This window comes from Nonomuraea basaltis, from assembly GCF_005893125.1.
Lineage (GTDB): Bacteria > Actinomycetota > Actinomycetes > Streptosporangiales > Streptosporangiaceae > Nonomuraea > Nonomuraea basaltis.
The window spans coordinates 1-17,680 of sequence record NZ_VCJS01000246.1 but is presented as its reverse complement, the minus strand read 5'-3'; the positions used below and the strand labels follow the sequence as shown (position 1 = coordinate 17,680).

The window sequence follows — 17,680 nt, the reverse complement described above, 5'->3', positions numbered from 1 at the left end:
GCGTCAGCGCATAGACCTTGCGCTCCGGCCGCTCGGGCAGGCCGTCCGCCCGCTCACAGACAACGAGCCCCGCTCGCTCCAACCGGGCCAACGTCACATAGATCTGACCACGGTTCATCGACTCGCCAAGCGGGCCGAGACTGCGCCGCAGCCGAGCGTGCAAGTGGTATCCGTGCGACGGCTCCTTGGCGAGCATCGCCAGCACTGCGTCCTGCACTCCACCCCCTAACGGTTAGCCAATAGATAGCGGTTAGTCGCAAAAAGTGTCAACCGCTATACGCCCGGACATGCCGGGAGCGCGCCAGCACCGGCGCCCGCATCGCGCGCCGCCGGCAACCGCGCAGCAGGTTGGCCCATGACTCAGCGGACTCGCGGTAGCCGTGGTCAGCGCCACGAGTTCTTTGCGGCCGTCGGCGCGCACGCCGATCATCACTGGCATAACCACCCGCCAGCGGCCGTCACTACCCCACGACGCCGTAACTCCGGCCTTTCAAGCTCGGTTGCAAAGCACATCTGGGCCTTTGACGATGGGCTTCGAACCCAACCGTTTCCAGACGAACCCGCCAACTGACTGTTGTCCGGCCGCCATTGATCACGTTTTAATGACGATGAGTTTAGGCGGCCGCCGGCCCAGGGATGGGGAAGCGTGCGATCGATATTCGGGAAGCGCGCCTGCACGGTCGTGGGTAAGTGACGGCTTGGAGTCCAGATGTATGACGAACCGGCACCGGCACCCTCCCTCGCCGCGCGCGCCTGGAGCTTCTTACGCCAGGTGGGGACGCTATTTCGCCGACGCTTGGTGGTGATCGTCGTTGTTGTCGCCGTCCTGATATCCACTGCGGTACTCGTGAATTACACGCAGGGATGGTGGCCATGGGGCGGCTGTGAAACAAAGAGCGCGGACATCATCGCCATCGAAGGCGAGTGCGTCGGGCTGATGGACCCAGCCGACGGGACGATGGTCCTGGGCAAGCAGTATCGCCCGATCCTGGAGGCCATCGCGGCGGAAAACCGCACGGTCGCCAAGGACAAGGACTACAGCACGATCGCGCTCATGGCCCCGATGGGGGCAGGCCCGCGCGGACTGGTCGGCGAGCGCGCCCTCCACCAGCTCGAGGGGGCGTTCATCGGTCAGTACCGCGCCAACCGTTCGGAGACGTTCCCCAAGATCCGGCTCCTGCTGGCCAACACCGGTCACGACGGCTCGAAGTGGCGGACGACGGTGCAGGCGGTGCGGAAGAATGCCGCGACGGGTGCGACGGGGAGCCCCGGACAGGTCGTCGCGGTCACCGGAATGGGCCCGAGCCAGCAGGAAAGCATCGACGCCGCACGTGCCTTGGCCAAGGATCCCGGAATCCCGATGGTCGCCGATTTCATCACCGCGGCCGGGTTCAACACCGCCGGTGAGATCGACGACGGCGGACCTATTCCTGGTCTCACCCGCACCGCGGTCAGCACCTCGGCCCAGGTGCAGGCCATCGCCGAAGAGTTCAAGAAGAAGAAGGTCGGGGGGAACGCGGCCCTGATGTGGGCTGACGTGACCCCGCAGGGAACCAAGGACCTTTACGCCCGCTCGCTGAAGGATGCTTTCCTCGATCCGAAGCTCGGGCTCAAGCCGTACGTCGACAGGTCCGGACTCAGTTTTCCTTTCGACCCGCGTGGCGGTCCCTCGCTCCTGCGGACCATCAGCGACACGATCTGCGGGGCGAAGACCGATATGATCTTCTACGCTGGCCGCCAGGCGTTCATGCCCACCTTCCTCAAGCTGCTGCGGAGCCGGCCCTGCCGATCCACGCCCATCACCGTGGTCACCGGGGACGACGCCCAGGACCAAAATCCGAACGACCCGTCGCTGCACGACCCCGAAGCGCCCATCAAGGTGATGTTCGTGCCGCTCGCCGATCCCAAGCGGCTCGACCACCAGGACAATCCGCACCGCCAGCTCTACCGCGACTTCCGTGACGAGTTCGTGGCGCCCCACCATGGGGTGACCTTCCCCGCGGCGCATCTCGGCAGCGGGTTGGCGATCTTGGCGTATGACGCGGTGACCGCTGCGGCCACCGCGGTTCAGAAGGCCGCCATCGGCGTGGACCCGTCCCAGCTCAGCTTGCCCTCCGCCGTGGCGGTGCGCGGGCAGCTCTACCTGTTCACCGGCACCAACGTCATCCGCGGCGCCAGCGGCGCCTTCACCCTCGACTCCAGGACCGGGGAACGAGTGAACGTCACCATGCCCACGCCCGTGACTATCCCATGACCACGACGATTACCGTCAGCGCCACTGCCGCGATGAGGAAGAGCAGAAGCCACCAGCGCGCGGACATTCGGCTGAGCCGTACGCGCTCCAACTCCCCCGCCTCGGTGAGGTGGAGCACCGCCGTACCGATCGTGAACCGATCACCCGGTCGCAGGGTCGCATAGAGAACAGGGCGGCCGTCGACGAACGTCCCCAGACCGCTACTGTGGTCATGCAGCCGGTAGCCTGCGCTCACCTTGCGGACGGTGGCGTGCGCCGGGGCGATCCCCTCCCCGTGGATCACGATGTCGGCCGCGGGCCCGCTGCCCAGCGTGGTGGTCTCCTTCAGCGTTCCGAGGGTGGTCGGCGAGATCCTGGTATGTGGCACCGTCGCCCGCGCGGTTTGCGACTGATGCCCCACGAGGCGGCCGAGCAGTTCCATGGAGGTGGGCCGCCGTGCCGGATCCTTGGCGAGGCAGTCGGCGATCAGTGAACGCAGCGGCTCGGATATCACTCCCACGTCGGGGGTCTTGGTCAGGACGCGGTTGATGATGACGGCCACGTTGCTCCCCGCGAACGGCACCTTGCCGGTGGCGGCGAAATACACTGTGCCTGCCCACGCGTGCACGTCGGCGGGGGGACCCACTTCGGCGTCGACCCCTCCCACCTGCTCCGGTGCGAGATAGCCGGGGGTTCCCACGGCCGTGGTGATCGCGGCGGTCGCCTCCAGGGCACGCGCGATTCCGAAGTCCACGACACGTGGTCCGTCCGGGCCGATGATGACGTTGGCGGGCTTGAGATCCCGGTGGATGACTCCCGCGCCATGGATCGCCGCCAAGGCGGTGGCCGTATAGGTCGCCAGCCGCTCAAGCGCAGCTCCCGACAGCGGCCCGTGCGTGTCGACGAGCTCCTGCAGGGACGGGCCTGCCACGTATTCGCTCACGATGTACGGCTGCTCACCGTCGGTGGCAGCGTCGATGATCATCGCCGTGTACGCCCTGGGCACCCGCGACGCGATGGCCACCTCGTCCGCGAACCGCCTGCGCGCCCTCGGGTCGGCCGCCCCCTGCGCGTGGATCACCTTGATCGCGACCCGGCCCGCCTCGCCCTGCGCAAGGTAGACCGTGCCCTGACCGCCGGCACCCAGGCGGCCGAGCACCTCGTAGGGCCCGATCCGCCGTGGCTCGCCGGTGTTCATTCAGACTCCCAACGTGACCGCGACGACGACGGCGATCGCCGCCAGGACGACGATCAGCACCACGATTCCCCCGTGCCGGCCGCGCGAGCCGTCCCCGACTGCCGACTTCCCCCGCCGCCACGCCTCGCGCAGGTTGGAGTCGGTCTCGACGTAGATGCGTTCGGGAGTGACGAGCCACCGCCACGACTCGCACGCCGCCCGCCATCGCGCGATGTCCACCGATTCCGGTGCACCGTCCAGACACTGCCTTATCAGGCGGCGATGCCGCAATGGCAGGACCCTGGCGAGCGCGGCCTCGTCGACCGACCACGCCTCGGCGCTCTCCTGGAGGCACCGCACGACGGCCCAGGCGAACTTGTAATAGTCCGACTCCGGGGTGAATCCGCCTTCACGGGGGAGTTTCCACTGCTCGGGATCGACCTCCGGCAGGGCACCGCGGCCTCCGACCGGTACGCAGGAGTCGCAGTCCAGCAGGTATACCGCGGGTGCCGGGTCGATGGTGAAGACGGCGTTGCGCAGTTGCAGATCGCCCACCACATATCCCTGCTCGTGCAGCCACTGCGTCGTCGCGAGCAACTGGCCGAGGACGGCCAGCTTGTAGGGCGGCTCGTAGTAGCGCGTGCCGTAGTGGTCGCGAAGGGCGCTCACCCGCTCGGGCGACCGAGTGAGCTCATCCAGGTGTCGCGGCACCCGGCGGGTGCGGAGCTCGACGAACATCTGCTCGGGAGCGGCTCTGATCAAGATGCCGGTGACCCGCTCGTCCCGGACCGCCGCGACCGGCCACGCACAGCGCTGATCGAGCGTCGCTCGGTCCTGCCGGGGAAGTCCACGCCGCCAGCGCACCATGGCGAGCAGAGCGTCCTCGTCCAGCCCCGTCAGCGTCTCCTCGTCGTACCGTTTGAACAGAAACCGGCCAGGGACGCCGCTGACCTCGCACAGCGCAAGGCTGCGAGCCTGACCGCCCGGGCGCAGGGAGTAGACATCGGCATCCGTGGAGGGCGTCAGATCCGCTTCCTCGACCACATCTGGGGGATTCATACGTCTGCCGCCGCACTCCTGTCACAGGACGGCCGTGTCGTGACGGCCCGCCCACAACGCCAGAACGGTCCGGTCGTCATCGTAAGTCGACAGATGGAAATCCACATCGCGCAGGAAGCTGCGCAGCGCGGGCGGAGCACTCCACGATGTGACGAGCTGTTGGGCGAGCACGCTGCCGCCGCCACCCATGGCCGTCCCGAACCCGTCGCTGCACAGGACGAGCACATCGCCCGGCCCCCAATCGATCCGCCGTTCCCGCAGCTCACCAAGGTCGTCCGGCAGGGCGGACGTGACGTTGCCCGGTCGCTGCCCTTCAGGTGGGAAGATCTCGGTCCACGTCCCGTCGTGGAGCCACAGCGCCGGCGAGTCCCCGATGGCCGCGCAGGCGGCGATCCCAGGTCTGCCGTCCGCGGGGATCACCCCGATCGTCAGCGTCGTGGCGGGCGGATCCGATGCTCCGGCGCCGTGTTTGCCAGTGGGTTGGCCGCCGAGCCGGGCGGTGGCGCGCATGACCTCGCCGGCGACGGTGGCGAAGGCCGCGTGCCAGCCGCGGTCGGGGGTCAGGGAGAGGTTCGTGGCGGCGCGCACAGCCACCGCGGCGGCGTGTTCGGCGTGCAGTGTGCTCCCCAACCCGTCAGCCACGGCCGCGATGACCCATCGTCCGTCCGCGCTCAGCCGTACGGCGTAGGCATCCTGCAGGGGTTCGCCGCGATATCGATGGCGCCGGCCGCGGATGCTCACGGCGCGGACCGTGGTCTGCGCGAGCATGCCGCCGTCGAGTGCGACGCCCGGGGCGCGCGAGTCCGCCCCGCCCGCCAGCAGGACGGGCAGCGGCTGGGGAAGCGGACCGAGCGGTGTTCTGCCGTCGGCCGCGGTGCGGGTCCTGCGGCCGAGCAGTAACTGCCCGAGGAGTACGGCGCCGCCACCAGCGATGCCGGACAGGATCCACAGCGGCCAGCCCGCCGCCGTCCCGCCGCCCTGCCGCGGACTGGGCGTCACGGTCACCGTTACCGTCGGCTCCGGCGACGGACCAGGCTCCGCTCCCACCGGGCCGGTTCCGATAACCAGGAGTAATCCCGCCAGCGTTGCCCTGATCATCTCAGCTGCCGCATCCCGCCGGGTCCGCGCAGAACGGCCGTGTTCCTGTTGACCGAGGCGCTGATGCTGTCCGAGACGGCCTGCGCGATGCCGTGCAGCACGGTGGCCGCCCCTGTCGCGATCTCGCCCACGAAGGCCAGCACTTCGCCCCTGAGGGTGGTGGCGACCCGTCGCAGGGTGTCCTCCTGCACCGTCCCGAATCCGAGCGCCACGATGTGCGGTGCCGGGTGAAGGCTCGCCAGCCGGTCCCGCGCGGGGCCCCAGATCTCGACGTCCTGATGGTTTTCGCCAACGTACGGCTCGCCGTCGGTGATGAAGAAGACAACCGGCGCCCGCACGTCGAATTGCTTGGACAGCTTCCGGTAGTCCTTCTCAACGATCTTCACGAGCTCGCTGAAGACCGCCAGATAATCCGTCTGCCTGCCGCGTTTCAGGGCCGGAACCCTGATCGCGTCGCACGGCCTGGTCAGCGGAAGCACCAGCTCGACCTTGTCGGAGAAGGACACCACGGCGACATGCGCGGCCTCACTGACGCCCGGATCGCCCGCCTCCAGCTCGAAAAGCAGCTCACCCACACAGTTGGAGAGAACCTCGAAGGGGGTGGGCCGTCCATCCTCGCGGGCGGTGTGCATCGAATGCGATACATCGCACACGATGTAAAAGGGGAAGGCGCGAGGGCGCCCGTTAGCCGATCTCATCGGCTCTTCATCCTGATAGGGATTACCGGTCTTTGCAAGGTTGCGAACAGAAGGATGGCTTCGGCGGGTTCGCGGCTAACAGCCGGGATTGCCGTCGCTCGTCCTCGAACCGGCGCTGGTTGCGTCTTCAGGGCGGTGTAAATAGCTCGGACACCCTGGCGGCCAACGCTGGCGCGTCGTCGTCACGCCCAACGGTAGGCCAGCGCGCCGCCGCGGTCGTAGTCGTGGTTGACGCGCATCATCCGGGCGGCGCCTGGCGGCAGGGTGGGGTGGCAGCGGCAGCGGGCCTGGATGGAGGTCTTCTCATCAGCGCTGATCGACAACCAGCTCATCGCCTTCGGGCGGCGTTACAACGCGACCGCTCGGCCCTTCCGATGGAAGTTCACCCGGCCGACCTCGAGGACCTGCTGGCCCGGATCGAGCGACACGAATCCGTGTCCGCCCCCTTCCGTTAAGGGCAGACGTTCTGGTACGGCGCTCCGCCCAGGTACCGCTCCCACTCGACGGGCGACAGCGAGCGCCCGACCCGCGCGCACACCTCCTGCGCGACCCGTTCTCCGTCAACGGAAACCGCGCGGACGGCCCCCTCCATCCCGACGTACACGGCCGCCCCGTCGGCGCTGAACGCGAGCGACCACGGCTGGCCCTCCTGCAGCAGGTAAGACCCGCCGAGCCGCCGCCTGGCCTCGACGTCCCAGAGCTGGAGCAGGCCGTGCGTCGAGGCGGTGGCGAGCGTCTTGCCGTCGGGTGAGAAGGCCAGAAAATCGACTTCGTCGGCGGCCCGGGGCAGGGCGGGGCGCAGTGCCTCCGGCCCGTCGACATTCCACAGCCCGACCCGCCCGGTGGTGCTCTCGTACGCGGCGAGGAGCCCTCCCCTGCTGATCGCGAGCGCGTCCGTGGGCCCGAACCCGGCGCCTACCGGCTTGCCGGTGCCGACGTCGATGAACCTGCCGCTGTCCGGCGACACGTACGCTGTGCCGCCCGGCAGGAACGGCCCGCCTCGGGAGCTCGTGTCGAACGAGCTCAGGACGTGCCCGTCGGCGGCGTCGAGCACCACTTTCTTGAACACCGGGGTCCGCCCGTACATGACGGTCATCGCGAGCCGCCGCCCGTCCGGACTGAAATGCGCGTCGATGGGGGCGCCGCCCTTCCCGGGCATCCGCACCGACCAGAGCTTCGCCAGGGTACGCAGGTCCCAGAGTGTGATCTTGCCGTTGACGTCCTTGACGGCCAGCTTCGTTCCGAAGAAGTCGGCGGGCTCCTCGTTGTCCGCATCGACGGAGAGGCGGCCGGTCTCCTTGCCCGCGCCCACGTCCCAGATCCGAAGCTGCTTGCCGGCTCTGATCGCGGCCCACTTGCCGTCCCCGCTGAGGTAGGTCAATCCGGGCACGGCCGTCGCGTGGGTGCGCGGCCGCAGGTCCAGGCTGACGACGGCGTCGTCCACGATGTACCGGAGCGTGCTGCCGTCGGGGTCGAACGCGACATCGGTCAGATCGCCCTCGGCGCGGTAGTCGAGCACTATGTTCCGGGTACGCAGATCCCAGACCTGCACATCCCTTCCACGGAAGGAGGCGAGGTGCCGGCCGTCCGGGCTGAAGCGCAACTGGCTGTCGGACCCGCAGGCGCGGCAGGGCATCTTGTCGCCGAGGGCGCGGCCCGAGGCGGCGCCGACGAGGGCGATATCTATCCCGTCGGCGCACGCGAGCGTCCTGCCGTCCTGGCTGAACGCCACCGCGTTGGGGCGATCCGCACAGGTGGGGAACGGCCGCTCCATCCGCCACCCGGGCAGCGCGATCTGGTCGAGGCGGTCTCCCGGCAGCAACAGGCGCCTGCCCGTGGAATCCAGGAGCGGATGGCTCACCGCCTTCCCCCCGCGGAGCTCGAAGACGCCCTTGCCGAACCGCTTGCCGGTCGAGACGTCGAGCAGGTAGTGGATGTCATGCAGGCTGTACAGCACCGTGAGGGTGGTCTCGTGCTCGCCGAACACGGCGCTGTAGCCGAACCCGCCCTTTAAGGGAAGCGGCCGTTCGAGCAGCTTCTTGCCGGTCTTCAGGTCCCAGACGCCGAGCTTCTCGGTAGTGGTCTCGGCCAGCAGCCGCCCGCTCCGGCTCAGCGTTGGTGGATACGTGATGGTCCCCCTCAGAGTCATGTGGGGCCAGCTCGCCGTACGCCTGCGGGCGCGCACGTCGTACACGTTGACCCCGCCTTCGCTGGCGCTGACCAGCGTGCGGCCGTCGCGGCTGAGCACCCGCCGCGCCGCGCCGTTGACCGGCGGGTCGTGGAAGGCGGCCGTCTCATGCTGCTGGAGTGAGGCCGTCATGCTGGAGCGGGCCTCCGGCTGCGCCGGCGAGACCCGCCAGGCCGCCACGCTCAGCAGCATCGCCAGGGACGGGTCGATGGTCCGCTGCCGGTCCGCCTCGGCGGCCGCCTGCTTGGCGGCCAGGATGTCTCGTTGCCGTGCCGTCTCCTGGCGCTGCCAGACAGCCAGCCCGCCGGCCACGAGCGACACCACCAGCAGCCCGGCCAACGCGACCGTGGTCAGCGTCCTGCGCCTGGCCCGCCGTCTGGTGAGGTCGGTGCCGGCGCGCAGGAAGTCTTGTTCGAACGGGGTCAGCGTGACGTGCCGGCGACCGGTCGCGGCCCAGCTCAGCGCCTGCTCCAGGTGGCTGCCCTGGAGCACGTCGGCGTCGCGCCTGCCGTTCTCGGCCCAGTGGCGGGCGGCGGCGTTGATGCCGTTCAGCTTGGCCAGCCCGTCGCGGTCGGCGTCCACCCACATGCGCAGTCTCGGCCAGGCACGCAGCAGGCCGGGTCGTGACAGGGACACCGTGCCGTCGCCGCTGACAATCATGTACGAGAACGCGTCCAGCACGCGCCTGACCGCCGCCGACTCCCGCTCAGGGCGCCCCTCGAACAGCTCGTCATACCCGGCCGACCGTCCGGCCTCGTGCCCGTCCTCCCCGACGGCCACCAGCCGCAGGAACACCTCGGCCGCCACCTCCCGCTCCTCAAGGTTCAGCGACTCGTAGGCGTCCTCGGCGATCGTCCCCAGAGCGGGATCGCCCTGCGGCGCCGACCCGTGCACGCCCCGTGCGGTCCTGCTGCCCGCCGCCAGCAGCCCCTTGGTGTCGGCGCCGTTCCCGCTGACCAGCGCCAGCAGCAGGTCGCGGGCCGTGGGACGGGCCGCCGGGTCCTTGGCCATGGCCGCCTCGACCAGCGAGGCCAGGCGTGGCGGCAGGGCGCTCAGGTCGGGCCGGTGCGACAACACCCGGTGCATGACGGCGCCCAGGTTGTCGGCGGCGAACGGCTCGCGCCCCGTGGCGGCGAACACCATGATCGCGCCCCACGCGAACACGTCGGCCGGCGCGCCCGCCCGCTCCCCGATGAACACCTCGGGCGCCATGTACGCCGGCGTACCCGACACCTCGCCGGTCCTGGTGAGCGACATGTCGAGCGTTCGCGCGATGCCGAAGTCGATCACCCTTGGTCCGTCGGGCCCGAGCAGCACGTTGTCCGGTTTGAGGTCACGGTGCACGACTCCCGCGTCGTGGATCGCCGTCAGCGCGGTGGCCACCGCCGTGGCCAGCCGGTACAGGTCGTCACCGGTGAACCGGCGTCCGTCCCGCACGGCCGCACCCAGGCTCGGCCCCGGCACGTACTCGGAGACCAGATACGGCATGCGCCCGTCCAGATCGGCGGCCAGCACGCGCGCCGTGCAGAACGACGACACCCGCCGCGCGGCCGTCGTCTCCTTCGCGAACCTGTCGCGGACCGCACGATCGCCGGCCGCGTGCAGCACCTTGACCGCGACCCGGTTGCCGTCGGCGTCGTAGGCGTCGTACACGACGCCCTGCCCGCCCGAACCGAGCCGTCCGGCGAGCCAGTAATTCCCGATGCGCTGGGGATCCCCCGCGCTCAGCGCTTCCATGGCGGTTTAGATATCATTTTTTTCGCGGAAGTTGTCACAGTAAGGGGAGTTTGCCACCTCCTCCTCACATGACCCAGAGAATCAACTTCGCGAAGAACGTCCCCGAGGCGCACCACCACTTCATCGCCGTGGAGAAGCTGCTCCACGAGAGCGAGCTGCCGACCACCACCATCGAACTGCTCAAGCTTCGCGCCAGTCAGATCAACGGCTGCGGCTATTGGGTGGACATGCGCAGCCGTGACCTGAAGAGGGCCGGTGAGAGTGACGAGCGGATCTGGTCGCTGGTCGGTGGACGCGCTGGTCGTTCGGCGCGATGGATGGCAAGGCGGAGGCGCCTGCGCGGCGACGAGTCGTCGTGCGCCCGGACCGTGTAACCGCTGCCGCAGACCCGGTCGGCGAGCTCGAACACCTGGGCGACTGTCAGCACCGGCCGCTCCGGTGCCTGCTCTTGGTCCCCTTCCTTGATCCGGCACGGATTGCGACTGATCATCTTGTTCCTCAGCCCCAGCCCACCGGGTGACGTGGTTAGGGCGCATCTCCCGAGGCGTCCAGTCCTGATCACCGCCGTTGTCGCCGAGCTGCCCCACACGTTGGCTTTACACCCAGTTGTCACGTGTGGTGTAAGTGGGGCGCAAGTGACGATCAAGTGTTGGTCCATATGTTCCTCTCGTTAGGAAAACCTACGAAAGGACGGTCCCTTGCCCGCTTCTGCGGCGAGTCCAAGCTCGTCGCCCGCTACCGTGCATCTACGGCTGCGGCGTTCGGGCTCTGTGCCCGCGCGATTGGTGAGCGTCCCGGGACTTCTCTACTCGAAGTGACGTTAAGAATACTTTTGGTTATCAGTTGAGACGCATCCGGAGGATCGCCGTGAAGAGCATCAAGAGAATCGCCCTCGTCTCCGCCATCTCTGCCTCCCTGGTCACCATCATGGGCGGTGCCGCCAACGCCTCGATCTCCGCGGCCCCCGGCTCGATGTACGTGGCCTACGAAGGGCCGGGCTTCACCGGCCGGACACAGGTCATCAGCCAGTGCGGCACGACCAACCTCCGCTACCGCGGGTCCTACAAGTGGTACGGCTCCGGCCAGGCCGGCCGAATGCACAACCAGATCAACGCCAGAGGGCCGGTGCACTTCAAGCTCCCCACCAAGGGCAACGCGCAGCAGAACAAGGCCGTCGGTTGGAAGAGCATCTTCAAGGTGTGCTGACGCCCGCCCCTTGACACAGCAGCCTCGCCCTGGAGATCGGCAGCTACGAGGAGGACGGGGGAGAACCAGGCGACGGCTTCGCGCATCGGGACTGACGGCCACGTTGACGGCAGCATTGATCAGGCGTTTGATCTCGGCGACGAACTCGAAACTCTCGTTGCGCAGGATCGCCATCACAAGATCGCATCGACCATCGGCGCATCGTCCCAGCTCACCCAGCGAATGGCGGCTGCCGTACTAGAAAGATCAAAAGCCCAGGCCGCTGACCTGGGCTTTTGTATGTATGGAGCCTAGTGTGCACGCTTGCTCTAGGGCGTTGTCACTCACTTTGGCACCTGAACAGCGCATTACGAAAGGCATGTGCTTCGCTGTGCGGGTTCTACTGTCACCCGGGTCGGCGCTCAGCCCTAGCTCTCGCGAGCCCTGGTCACTCCGTAGAACGCCGCCGCCGCAACTCGGCACGCCGCCTTCTTCGTCTTGGAGAATTTCACGCACACGTTCCCCATATCGAACAGGAACGCGTCATCGACGGGCTTCTTGTAGGTGTTCTTCCACTTGCTGGAGCTCACGAGCCGCTTGACGTTGCGGTAGCCGAAGTCGTGGCGAGCGCAGGGCGTCTGGAAGACTCCCTTCCAGTAGTCTGAGTTACCGATCTTCTTGGGCACCGTGCAGCCGTCGGTGTTCCAGTTGAAGCCCCACCTCTTGACATAGGGCTCGTTCTTGTTGCGGCGCATGTTGGCCCAGTAGGTCTGGCTGCTCGAGGTGTTCTTCGTGAGCGAGAGGGCCACGTTCAGGTTGTAATCCGCTGCCGTCGCCGGTGTGCTGATCAGGGCTAATGCCGTCGTGGCGGTCACCAGTGCACCAGAGATGATTGCCGTCGTCTTCACAGGTGCTCCTTGTCGAGGAAGATGATTCACAAGGGTTACGGCTCGTGGTGCGGAACAGCAAACAATCATGGCCAGCGCGGCACGCGAACATACCCCCGCCATACCGCCCCAGGTGATCCGCTTGTAAGCGGAGCCGGAGCGCACGGCCGGAGAGGGTGCGGAACTGCGTGACGCTGACCTCCATCTCCTCGCCAAGCCCGGGAGTCGGGCTGGATTCAGGTGAGCCGTGCCGCCCCCGGCAGGGAATGGACCGACTCCGGGGAAGCGCGCGATGCGCGGCGGCTCAAGCACCGACCCGAAGGGAAGGCCGAGATCTGGAACGCCGAGGATCGCGAGCACGCTCAGGCGGCGGTGAAGGACTTCCAGAACGCCTACGGCGCCAAGTATCCCAAGGCCGTCGCCAAGGTCACCGATGACCTCCTGCCGCAGCCCGCGCCCTATCTTGGGCTTCCCAGAGCAGCCGAAGCTCCTTCCAACGCGAGCAGGCAGCTTGAGGATGGCCGAGACTAGGGCAAGCAGCCCAAGGGCCAGAGGTCAAGGTGAAGCGCCCAACTGGACGAACGACCTTGGCCCCTGGCCCTTGGGCTGCTGGGCTCTGCCTGGACGTGGCGGGCGGGAAGATCAGGCTCACCTCAGCCACTGACAACCTCGACCGGTCCACGCTGGCGATCAGCCCGGAGTGAAGTCCCCGCCGGAGGCGCTCTTGGCCTGAATGTTGTCAGGGATCCATAATCGCGAGATGTCCGTCTTCAGGGTGATCGCTGTATTCGTTTGCGGGCAGGTCGTCGTTGTAGGTGCCGTCTTCGAGTTCTTGGCTCTTGCACGCGCGAACGGTGAAGACCGGTTCGTTGTCGGGCCCTACAAGACAGCGGGCTACGTTGCGCTGGTCTTGAGCTTCGTACTTGACGGCATTCTGGCTGTGTGGTCGATCAGGCGAGCCGGGAGACGCCGACATGACGCGGCAGGTGAAGAATGAGACGTCGTCGGCGGGCAAAGCGTATCGTCGTGATCCCCGCACTGATCATTGACGAGCTGCGGGCGCACGTGAAGGCCTTCACCCAGGACGAACCAGAGGGCTTGGTCTTCGCCGGTCCCGATGACGGGCCCATCCGTATCCAGCACGATCACTGGGTGGGTCGTACGGTTCTCGCCACACTCCAGGCTGAGATACCCGGTCGAGATCAATCGGGAGAGTTCGGGATGTCGCCGTCAACGCCGCCGTCACACCTCCAGAGAAGGAGGGACCAGTCAGCGTCCTCGAATCGCTGCCTCGACCCGCAGGCCCAACCAACCAGGGTCATGAGGATGAAGACGCCAAGGACCTGCCACGGTGGCTCGCCATCCTCAAAAAGCAGTGCACCACTGCATCAAAAGCCCAGGCGGCTGACCTGGGCTTTTGGGTGAGTGAGCCGTTCACGAATAGGTCTGAGCTGAGCGAACGCGCGGACTCTTGTGGTCGCTTCCCAGATCGGAGGTGATCGTTTCCCGCAGGGGAAGCCCTGGTGCCATGATCGGGTCGAGGGTGGGGTTTATGGAAAGGTGGCGTTTTACAGGCCAGTGGCGCCGTCGATGAGTTCACGCAGGATGTCAGCATGTCCGGCGTGCTGGGCGGTCTCCTCGATCATGTGGGTGTAGATCCATCTCAGCGACACGTTGCCAAGTCGCTTTGACGGCACCGTATCGTCGAGTGTGAATCCGGCTGCGATATGCCGGTTCTCCTCACAGACCTTGTCGTACTCCGCGATGAGGCTGTCGAGAATGTCGTCGGGGCTCAACTGCCAGCTCTGGTCGTCTCCGCGGGAGTTGCCGGGGATGTCCGCGGGGTCGCGCTGCGCCAGCTGACGTTGAAACCAGTTCCTTTCTACTGCGGTCAGATGCTTGATCAGGCCTGCCAGGGTCGTCATGGACGGCACGATCCGTCGTCGCGCGTCCGCTTCGGAGACCCCAGTGACCTTTGCCTTGATCTGCCGGCGTTGGCAGTCGAGGAACGCCTCCAGAACCTCACGTTCGGTGCCGGTGCTGACAAGTTCTTCGGGCCACAGCGGCGTAGACACGATCGCACCTCCGTTGTGCAGTGAACGGGACATGCTTACGGCGCCAAAAGGCAAGACCTGCGATGTTGTGCATGCGGATCAGGAAGTTGGCTGGTGGTGAGGGCTTTACCGATGGCGCTGGGGCTCGCGGTCTTGGTGGCAGTTTCCCGTCCAATCGGGCACGCGACGGGCACGCCGTAGGCCCTCATTGTGGTCGTTTCGGGCGCTCAGCTACTCTCATTCCACCTTGAAGCAGGGAGGCGGCAAGTGGCCGTAAGGCGCGCGCGATTCGTTCTGATGTGGATCGGCTGCCTGGTTCTCGTTCCTAGCACCCTTCTCGAACGATGCGCACAGGATGCCAGAGAGAGGGCCAGATCTAGCGAACACTTGACGCTGATGCAAGAGAACCAGTATTTCGGAAGCACGCCGCACGCTGATGCGTCCTATGAGTCCTTGATCATTAGTGGATGGATGGGCATCGGCCTTGGCGCTCTCTGGATTCTGGCCGCTATAACGTGTTTCTTCCTCGCTCGGCCCCCGTTGGACCTCACACCATCTACAAGGAAACCGAGGAAGTCCGGTACAGGCACACCTATCATTCGGTCCTTTCCCTGATCTTCCCGTCGCCGTCGTCCCACCCGTCAGGGGAGCGGGCCAGAGGGCAGGGGTGAAGGTGGAGCTCCCCGTTGGAAGAACGACCTTCGCCCCTGCCCTCCGGTCTGCTCGGGCTTGTCCTGGGCGACGGCGACGGGAAGATCAGGCCCTCAGCCACTGACTACCTGGTGCTTGTCTCGATCATCTCGGAGCCTGAGGCCCCCGCCGGAGGCATAGCAGTTCACCTGCGGCTGCGCAGCATCACCCACGTGAGCCAGATCAAGGTAGGCAGGAGCATCAGAAGAATGCCGACACCCAAGCTGAGATCCAATGCGTCCTCATAGTGAGGTACATGGATGTAAGCGTCGTCTTCGTCCACAGGGCGACGTTACCAAGCGCGAGCGAGTTCGGCCGGCGACGGCGCGGTTGTTCTGTGCGGCGGTGCGGCGCTTGGTCGGCGGGTTCGGGACGTACGGCGGGGCGGGCGTACGGCGATGCCCCGCGCGGCGCTCGCGCGAGAACGGCCCCCAGGCCGCACGCGCAGCGCGGGACGGCGGCGCGGGGCGTACGGCGGCGCGCCGCGCCGCCGCTTGATCCCTATAAGCCCAATTCGGCAAGCTCTGTGAGTGCGCGCTTCCACGGGTAGGCGTCGATGCGGTCGCCGCCAGAGCTCGGCGGATGCGGCTCGAACTGGCCAGGGCCGAACAGGACGCGGACGCCATCAGCGCGTAGGTCTTCGACGCTGCGACGGAACGGTGTGCGAGAGGCAAGGGCGCTGTTGACGAAGGGCAGGACGACGACCGGTATGCCCAGCCCCGGGGCTTCGGAAAGGACGCCTAGGGCGTAGGTGTCGGCGATGCCCTGGGCGAACTTGTTGAGCGTGTTGTAGGTGGCGGGGGCAACGATGATCGCATCGGCGCGGGGCGACCTCGGTTCGTCCGGCTTGCGGTACTGGCTGCGGACGGGGCGGCCGGTCTGCTGTTCGAGCTGGGGCACGTCGATGAAGTCCAGTGCCGGTGGGGTGGCGATGATCTGGACAGTCCATCCCTGGTCTTGAGCCATGGTGACGAGGCGGCCGACGTCTCCAGCCGGTCCGGCTGCGCACACGATGATGGAGAGGACCTTGCCGTGCTGGGTCACGCGCTGACTCCCAGGGACTCGGCGTATTCGCGGGCTTCGCGGCGCACACTGATCGGTGCGGTGGCCAGGATGTCACGGACCAGGCGAAGCGCTGCGGCGCGGCCGGAGATCTCCTCGGGTGCCAGGTCGCCGGCGGCTCGCAAGATGTGCAGGGCCTTGTCGTGCTGGCCTCGCATGAGGAACGCGCGGGAGGTGTCGAGGAGGAGTGTGGCTTTCCGCTCGTTGATCGGAAGCTGGTCGATGGCGACTTGCCGGGCGTAGTCGATCGCAATGCCAGCGTCGCCGAGTCGGAGGGCGATGTTCACACGGTGGCACAGGACGTTGTTCGGGCCGAACGCGGTCCACATGTGGTTCCCGTCGTGACCCAGTCGCGTGCCTGCCTCTGCGGCTTCGTCCAGCAGTTCAGCGATGTTGTGGCGGTTGCCGCTGTAGGCGGCGGCAACGGCTCCCCGGAGTAGGAGCGATCCATAGATGGATAGATCGTTGGGGGACGGGTCGGTCAGATCAGCGTCCATCCGAAGGGCGGCCGTGCGGGCCGTATCCGTGGCGGCTCGATGGTGGCCGCCATCCATGAGGGCATGGGTGATGATGCGGGAGCTTGAGCCGATCATGAGCGGGCTTTGGCTGGCATGTGCGGCTTGGACGCTGCGGTCGGCGGCGAGCCATGCCAAGCCCTTGTCCTCCTGCTTGAGCAGGACTGAGGCGGCAACGTGATGGACCTCCGCGGAGAGGGCGTGTGCTCGTAGTCGGGCGTCGCCATCCAGGACTGTGCAGGCGGTACGCAACGTGCGCAAGAGCGCCGGTAGTCCGTTAATCACCTGGGAATATCGGCAGGCTTGGTAATCCTGCTTGGCCGTTGCCACTGCGGCGGCGAGAGATGTGAGGTCCACGGGGCTGTCTGTCGGCGGGGAGTAATCGACCAGGACGGAGGCAAGACTCTCGATAGAGCGGCCTGCGTCCGTCACGCTTTCCGATGGCCTGAGAACGGCATTGAACAATGCAGCTCCGGTAAGTCCGACGAATTCCCGGCGTCGCACGTCGTTCTCGTCCTCCCCTAGCGCGGCGGGATCTACGGGACGTGTCCCGTTTGCGAGGTTAGCAACCTGGCTGGGGGTTTGGATGGGTGGTGGTGCGCTGCTGGCGCGGGCTCGCCGGATTGGTGCAAGTCCCAAGTCTTCGAGGTCCTGATGCGTGACCTCCTTGATCGCAAGCCTGTACGGCTCATGCGGCCACCGAACCTCTCCCGTTTCCCAGCGCCGAATGCGCTCCTCGTCGCAGGTCAGACCGTGCTTGACGCCATTCACGCTCAGATTGATCATTTTCGCCATTTCGGCGCGGGTCAATCGTGCGCTCTCGCGCCATGCCCGGAGCTGAGCGTTCGGGGTCGGCTTTGTCATGCTCGGTCTGCTTTCCGATTGGGGGATCGAAAAGGGGCTGAGAGGGGGCCTTCTTGGCGGGTCTCGTTAAGCCCTTTTGCCGGTGGACTTGCCATCAACCAACAAGCCTCGATAGTTCACGCGTTCTGGTGGCTTCGCCGAGCGTGATGGCTGAGTGATTTATTGATCTTCATCTGCGGTTTCGGGCAGGCACCCGCGTCGGCGGTCACGCCGATGGTGCCGGTTCCACGAGC

18 protein-coding genes and 1 pseudogene are annotated in these 17,680 nt (G+C 66.8%); 5 read left to right on the top strand and 14 right to left on the bottom strand.

Annotated features, from left to right (window positions below; all coding sequences use genetic code 11):
- Both EJK15_RS57775 and EJK15_RS57770 read right to left on the bottom strand, forming a co-directional pair.
- Positions 1-217: PadR family transcriptional regulator (locus tag EJK15_RS57775; protein WP_138715856.1), on the bottom strand; the 217-nt coding region annotated here is incomplete at its 3' end.
- 82 nt (positions 218-299) lie between these two features.
- Positions 300-436 (bottom strand): annotated as a pseudogene (locus EJK15_RS57770) (transposase); the annotation flags it as partial.
- Positions 437-847: 411 nt separating this feature from the next.
- On the opposite strand from EJK15_RS57770, the gene EJK15_RS57765 reads away from it, so the two are divergent.
- Positions 848-2,254, top strand: a complete 1,407-nt coding sequence (locus EJK15_RS57765; RefSeq protein ID WP_138718932.1) for a type 1 periplasmic-binding domain-containing protein — start codon at positions 848-850, stop codon at positions 2,252-2,254.
- On the opposite strand, the gene EJK15_RS57760 is transcribed toward EJK15_RS57765, so the two are convergent.
- The 6 genes from EJK15_RS57760 to EJK15_RS57735 form a co-directional block, all read right to left on the bottom strand.
- Positions 2,244-3,431, bottom strand: coding sequence for an FHA domain-containing serine/threonine-protein kinase (locus tag EJK15_RS57760; RefSeq protein WP_138718931.1), 1,188 nt, complete (start codon positions 3,429-3,431; stop codon positions 2,244-2,246). The two genes, EJK15_RS57765 and EJK15_RS57760, sit on opposite strands and share 11 nt — an antisense overlap.
- Positions 3,432-4,469, bottom strand: coding sequence for a protein kinase family protein (locus EJK15_RS57755; RefSeq protein ID WP_138718930.1), 1,038 nt, complete (start codon positions 4,467-4,469; stop codon positions 3,432-3,434).
- 21 nt (positions 4,470-4,490) lie between these two features.
- Complete coding sequence (locus EJK15_RS57750; RefSeq protein WP_138718929.1) at positions 4,491-5,468, bottom strand: protein phosphatase 2C domain-containing protein; 978 nt, start codon at positions 5,466-5,468, stop codon at positions 4,491-4,493.
- Between the two features lie 95 nt (positions 5,469-5,563).
- Positions 5,564-6,265 (bottom strand): vWA domain-containing protein, encoded by a 702-nt coding sequence (locus EJK15_RS57745; protein ID WP_138718928.1) that lies wholly within the window; start codon positions 6,263-6,265, stop codon positions 5,564-5,566.
- Positions 6,266-6,447: 182 nt separating this feature from the next.
- On the bottom strand, positions 6,448-6,597 hold the full coding sequence (locus EJK15_RS57740; RefSeq protein ID WP_206061824.1) for a hypothetical protein: 150 nt from the start codon (positions 6,595-6,597) through the stop codon (positions 6,448-6,450).
- A 119-nt stretch (positions 6,598-6,716) separates the two neighbouring features.
- On the bottom strand, positions 6,717-10,190 hold the full coding sequence (locus EJK15_RS57735) for a WD40 repeat domain-containing serine/threonine protein kinase (protein WP_138718927.1): 3,474 nt from the start codon (positions 10,188-10,190) through the stop codon (positions 6,717-6,719).
- Positions 10,191-10,258: 68 nt separating this feature from the next.
- Between EJK15_RS57735 and EJK15_RS57730 the strand changes: the two genes are divergently transcribed.
- Together EJK15_RS57730 and EJK15_RS57725 are read left to right on the top strand one after the other, a co-directional pair.
- Positions 10,259-10,564: a carboxymuconolactone decarboxylase family protein gene (locus EJK15_RS57730; RefSeq protein WP_138718926.1), complete on the top strand. Its 306-nt coding sequence runs from the start codon at positions 10,259-10,261 to the stop codon at positions 10,562-10,564.
- Positions 10,565-11,057: 493 nt separating this feature from the next.
- Positions 11,058-11,396 (top strand): MiAMP1 family antimicrobial peptide, encoded by a 339-nt coding sequence (locus tag EJK15_RS57725; protein ID WP_138718925.1) that lies wholly within the window; start codon positions 11,058-11,060, stop codon positions 11,394-11,396.
- 407 nt (positions 11,397-11,803) lie between these two features.
- On the opposite strand, the gene EJK15_RS57720 is transcribed toward EJK15_RS57725, so the two are convergent.
- On the bottom strand, positions 11,804-12,283 hold the full coding sequence (locus EJK15_RS57720) for a phospholipase A2 (RefSeq protein WP_171075172.1): 480 nt from the start codon (positions 12,281-12,283) through the stop codon (positions 11,804-11,806).
- A gap of 219 nt (positions 12,284-12,502) precedes the next feature.
- On the opposite strand from EJK15_RS57720, the gene EJK15_RS57715 reads away from it, so the two are divergent.
- Positions 12,503-12,793: a hypothetical protein gene (locus tag EJK15_RS57715; RefSeq protein ID WP_138718923.1), complete on the top strand. Its 291-nt coding sequence runs from the start codon at positions 12,503-12,505 to the stop codon at positions 12,791-12,793.
- Between the two features lie 208 nt (positions 12,794-13,001).
- Here EJK15_RS57715 and EJK15_RS57710 read toward each other — a convergent pair whose 3' ends face one another.
- The 3 genes from EJK15_RS57710 to EJK15_RS71905 form a co-directional block, all read right to left on the bottom strand.
- A complete protein-coding gene (locus EJK15_RS57710; RefSeq protein WP_138718922.1) occupies positions 13,002-13,277 on the bottom strand; it encodes a hypothetical protein in 276 nt (91 codons plus the stop codon).
- Positions 13,278-13,830: 553 nt separating this feature from the next.
- Complete coding sequence (locus EJK15_RS57705) at positions 13,831-14,337, bottom strand: DinB family protein (RefSeq protein ID WP_240777878.1); 507 nt, start codon at positions 14,335-14,337, stop codon at positions 13,831-13,833.
- Positions 14,338-15,151: 814 nt separating this feature from the next.
- Positions 15,152-15,289 (bottom strand): hypothetical protein, encoded by a 138-nt coding sequence (locus EJK15_RS71905; RefSeq protein ID WP_171075171.1) that lies wholly within the window; start codon positions 15,287-15,289, stop codon positions 15,152-15,154.
- A gap of 62 nt (positions 15,290-15,351) precedes the next feature.
- Between EJK15_RS71905 and EJK15_RS71900 the strand changes: the two genes are divergently transcribed.
- Positions 15,352-15,504, top strand: a complete 153-nt coding sequence (locus EJK15_RS71900; RefSeq protein ID WP_171075170.1) for a hypothetical protein — start codon at positions 15,352-15,354, stop codon at positions 15,502-15,504.
- A 3-nt stretch (positions 15,505-15,507) separates the two neighbouring features.
- On the opposite strand, the gene EJK15_RS57700 is transcribed toward EJK15_RS71900, so the two are convergent.
- Positions 15,508-16,050, bottom strand: coding sequence for a flavoprotein (locus EJK15_RS57700; protein WP_138718920.1), 543 nt, complete (start codon positions 16,048-16,050; stop codon positions 15,508-15,510).
- Positions 16,047-17,447: a helix-turn-helix domain-containing protein gene (locus EJK15_RS57695; RefSeq protein WP_240777877.1), complete on the bottom strand. Its 1,401-nt coding sequence runs from the start codon at positions 17,445-17,447 to the stop codon at positions 16,047-16,049. The genes EJK15_RS57700 and EJK15_RS57695 overlap by 4 nt, the downstream gene beginning before the upstream one ends.
- Between the last annotated feature and the right edge of the window lie 233 nt (positions 17,448-17,680).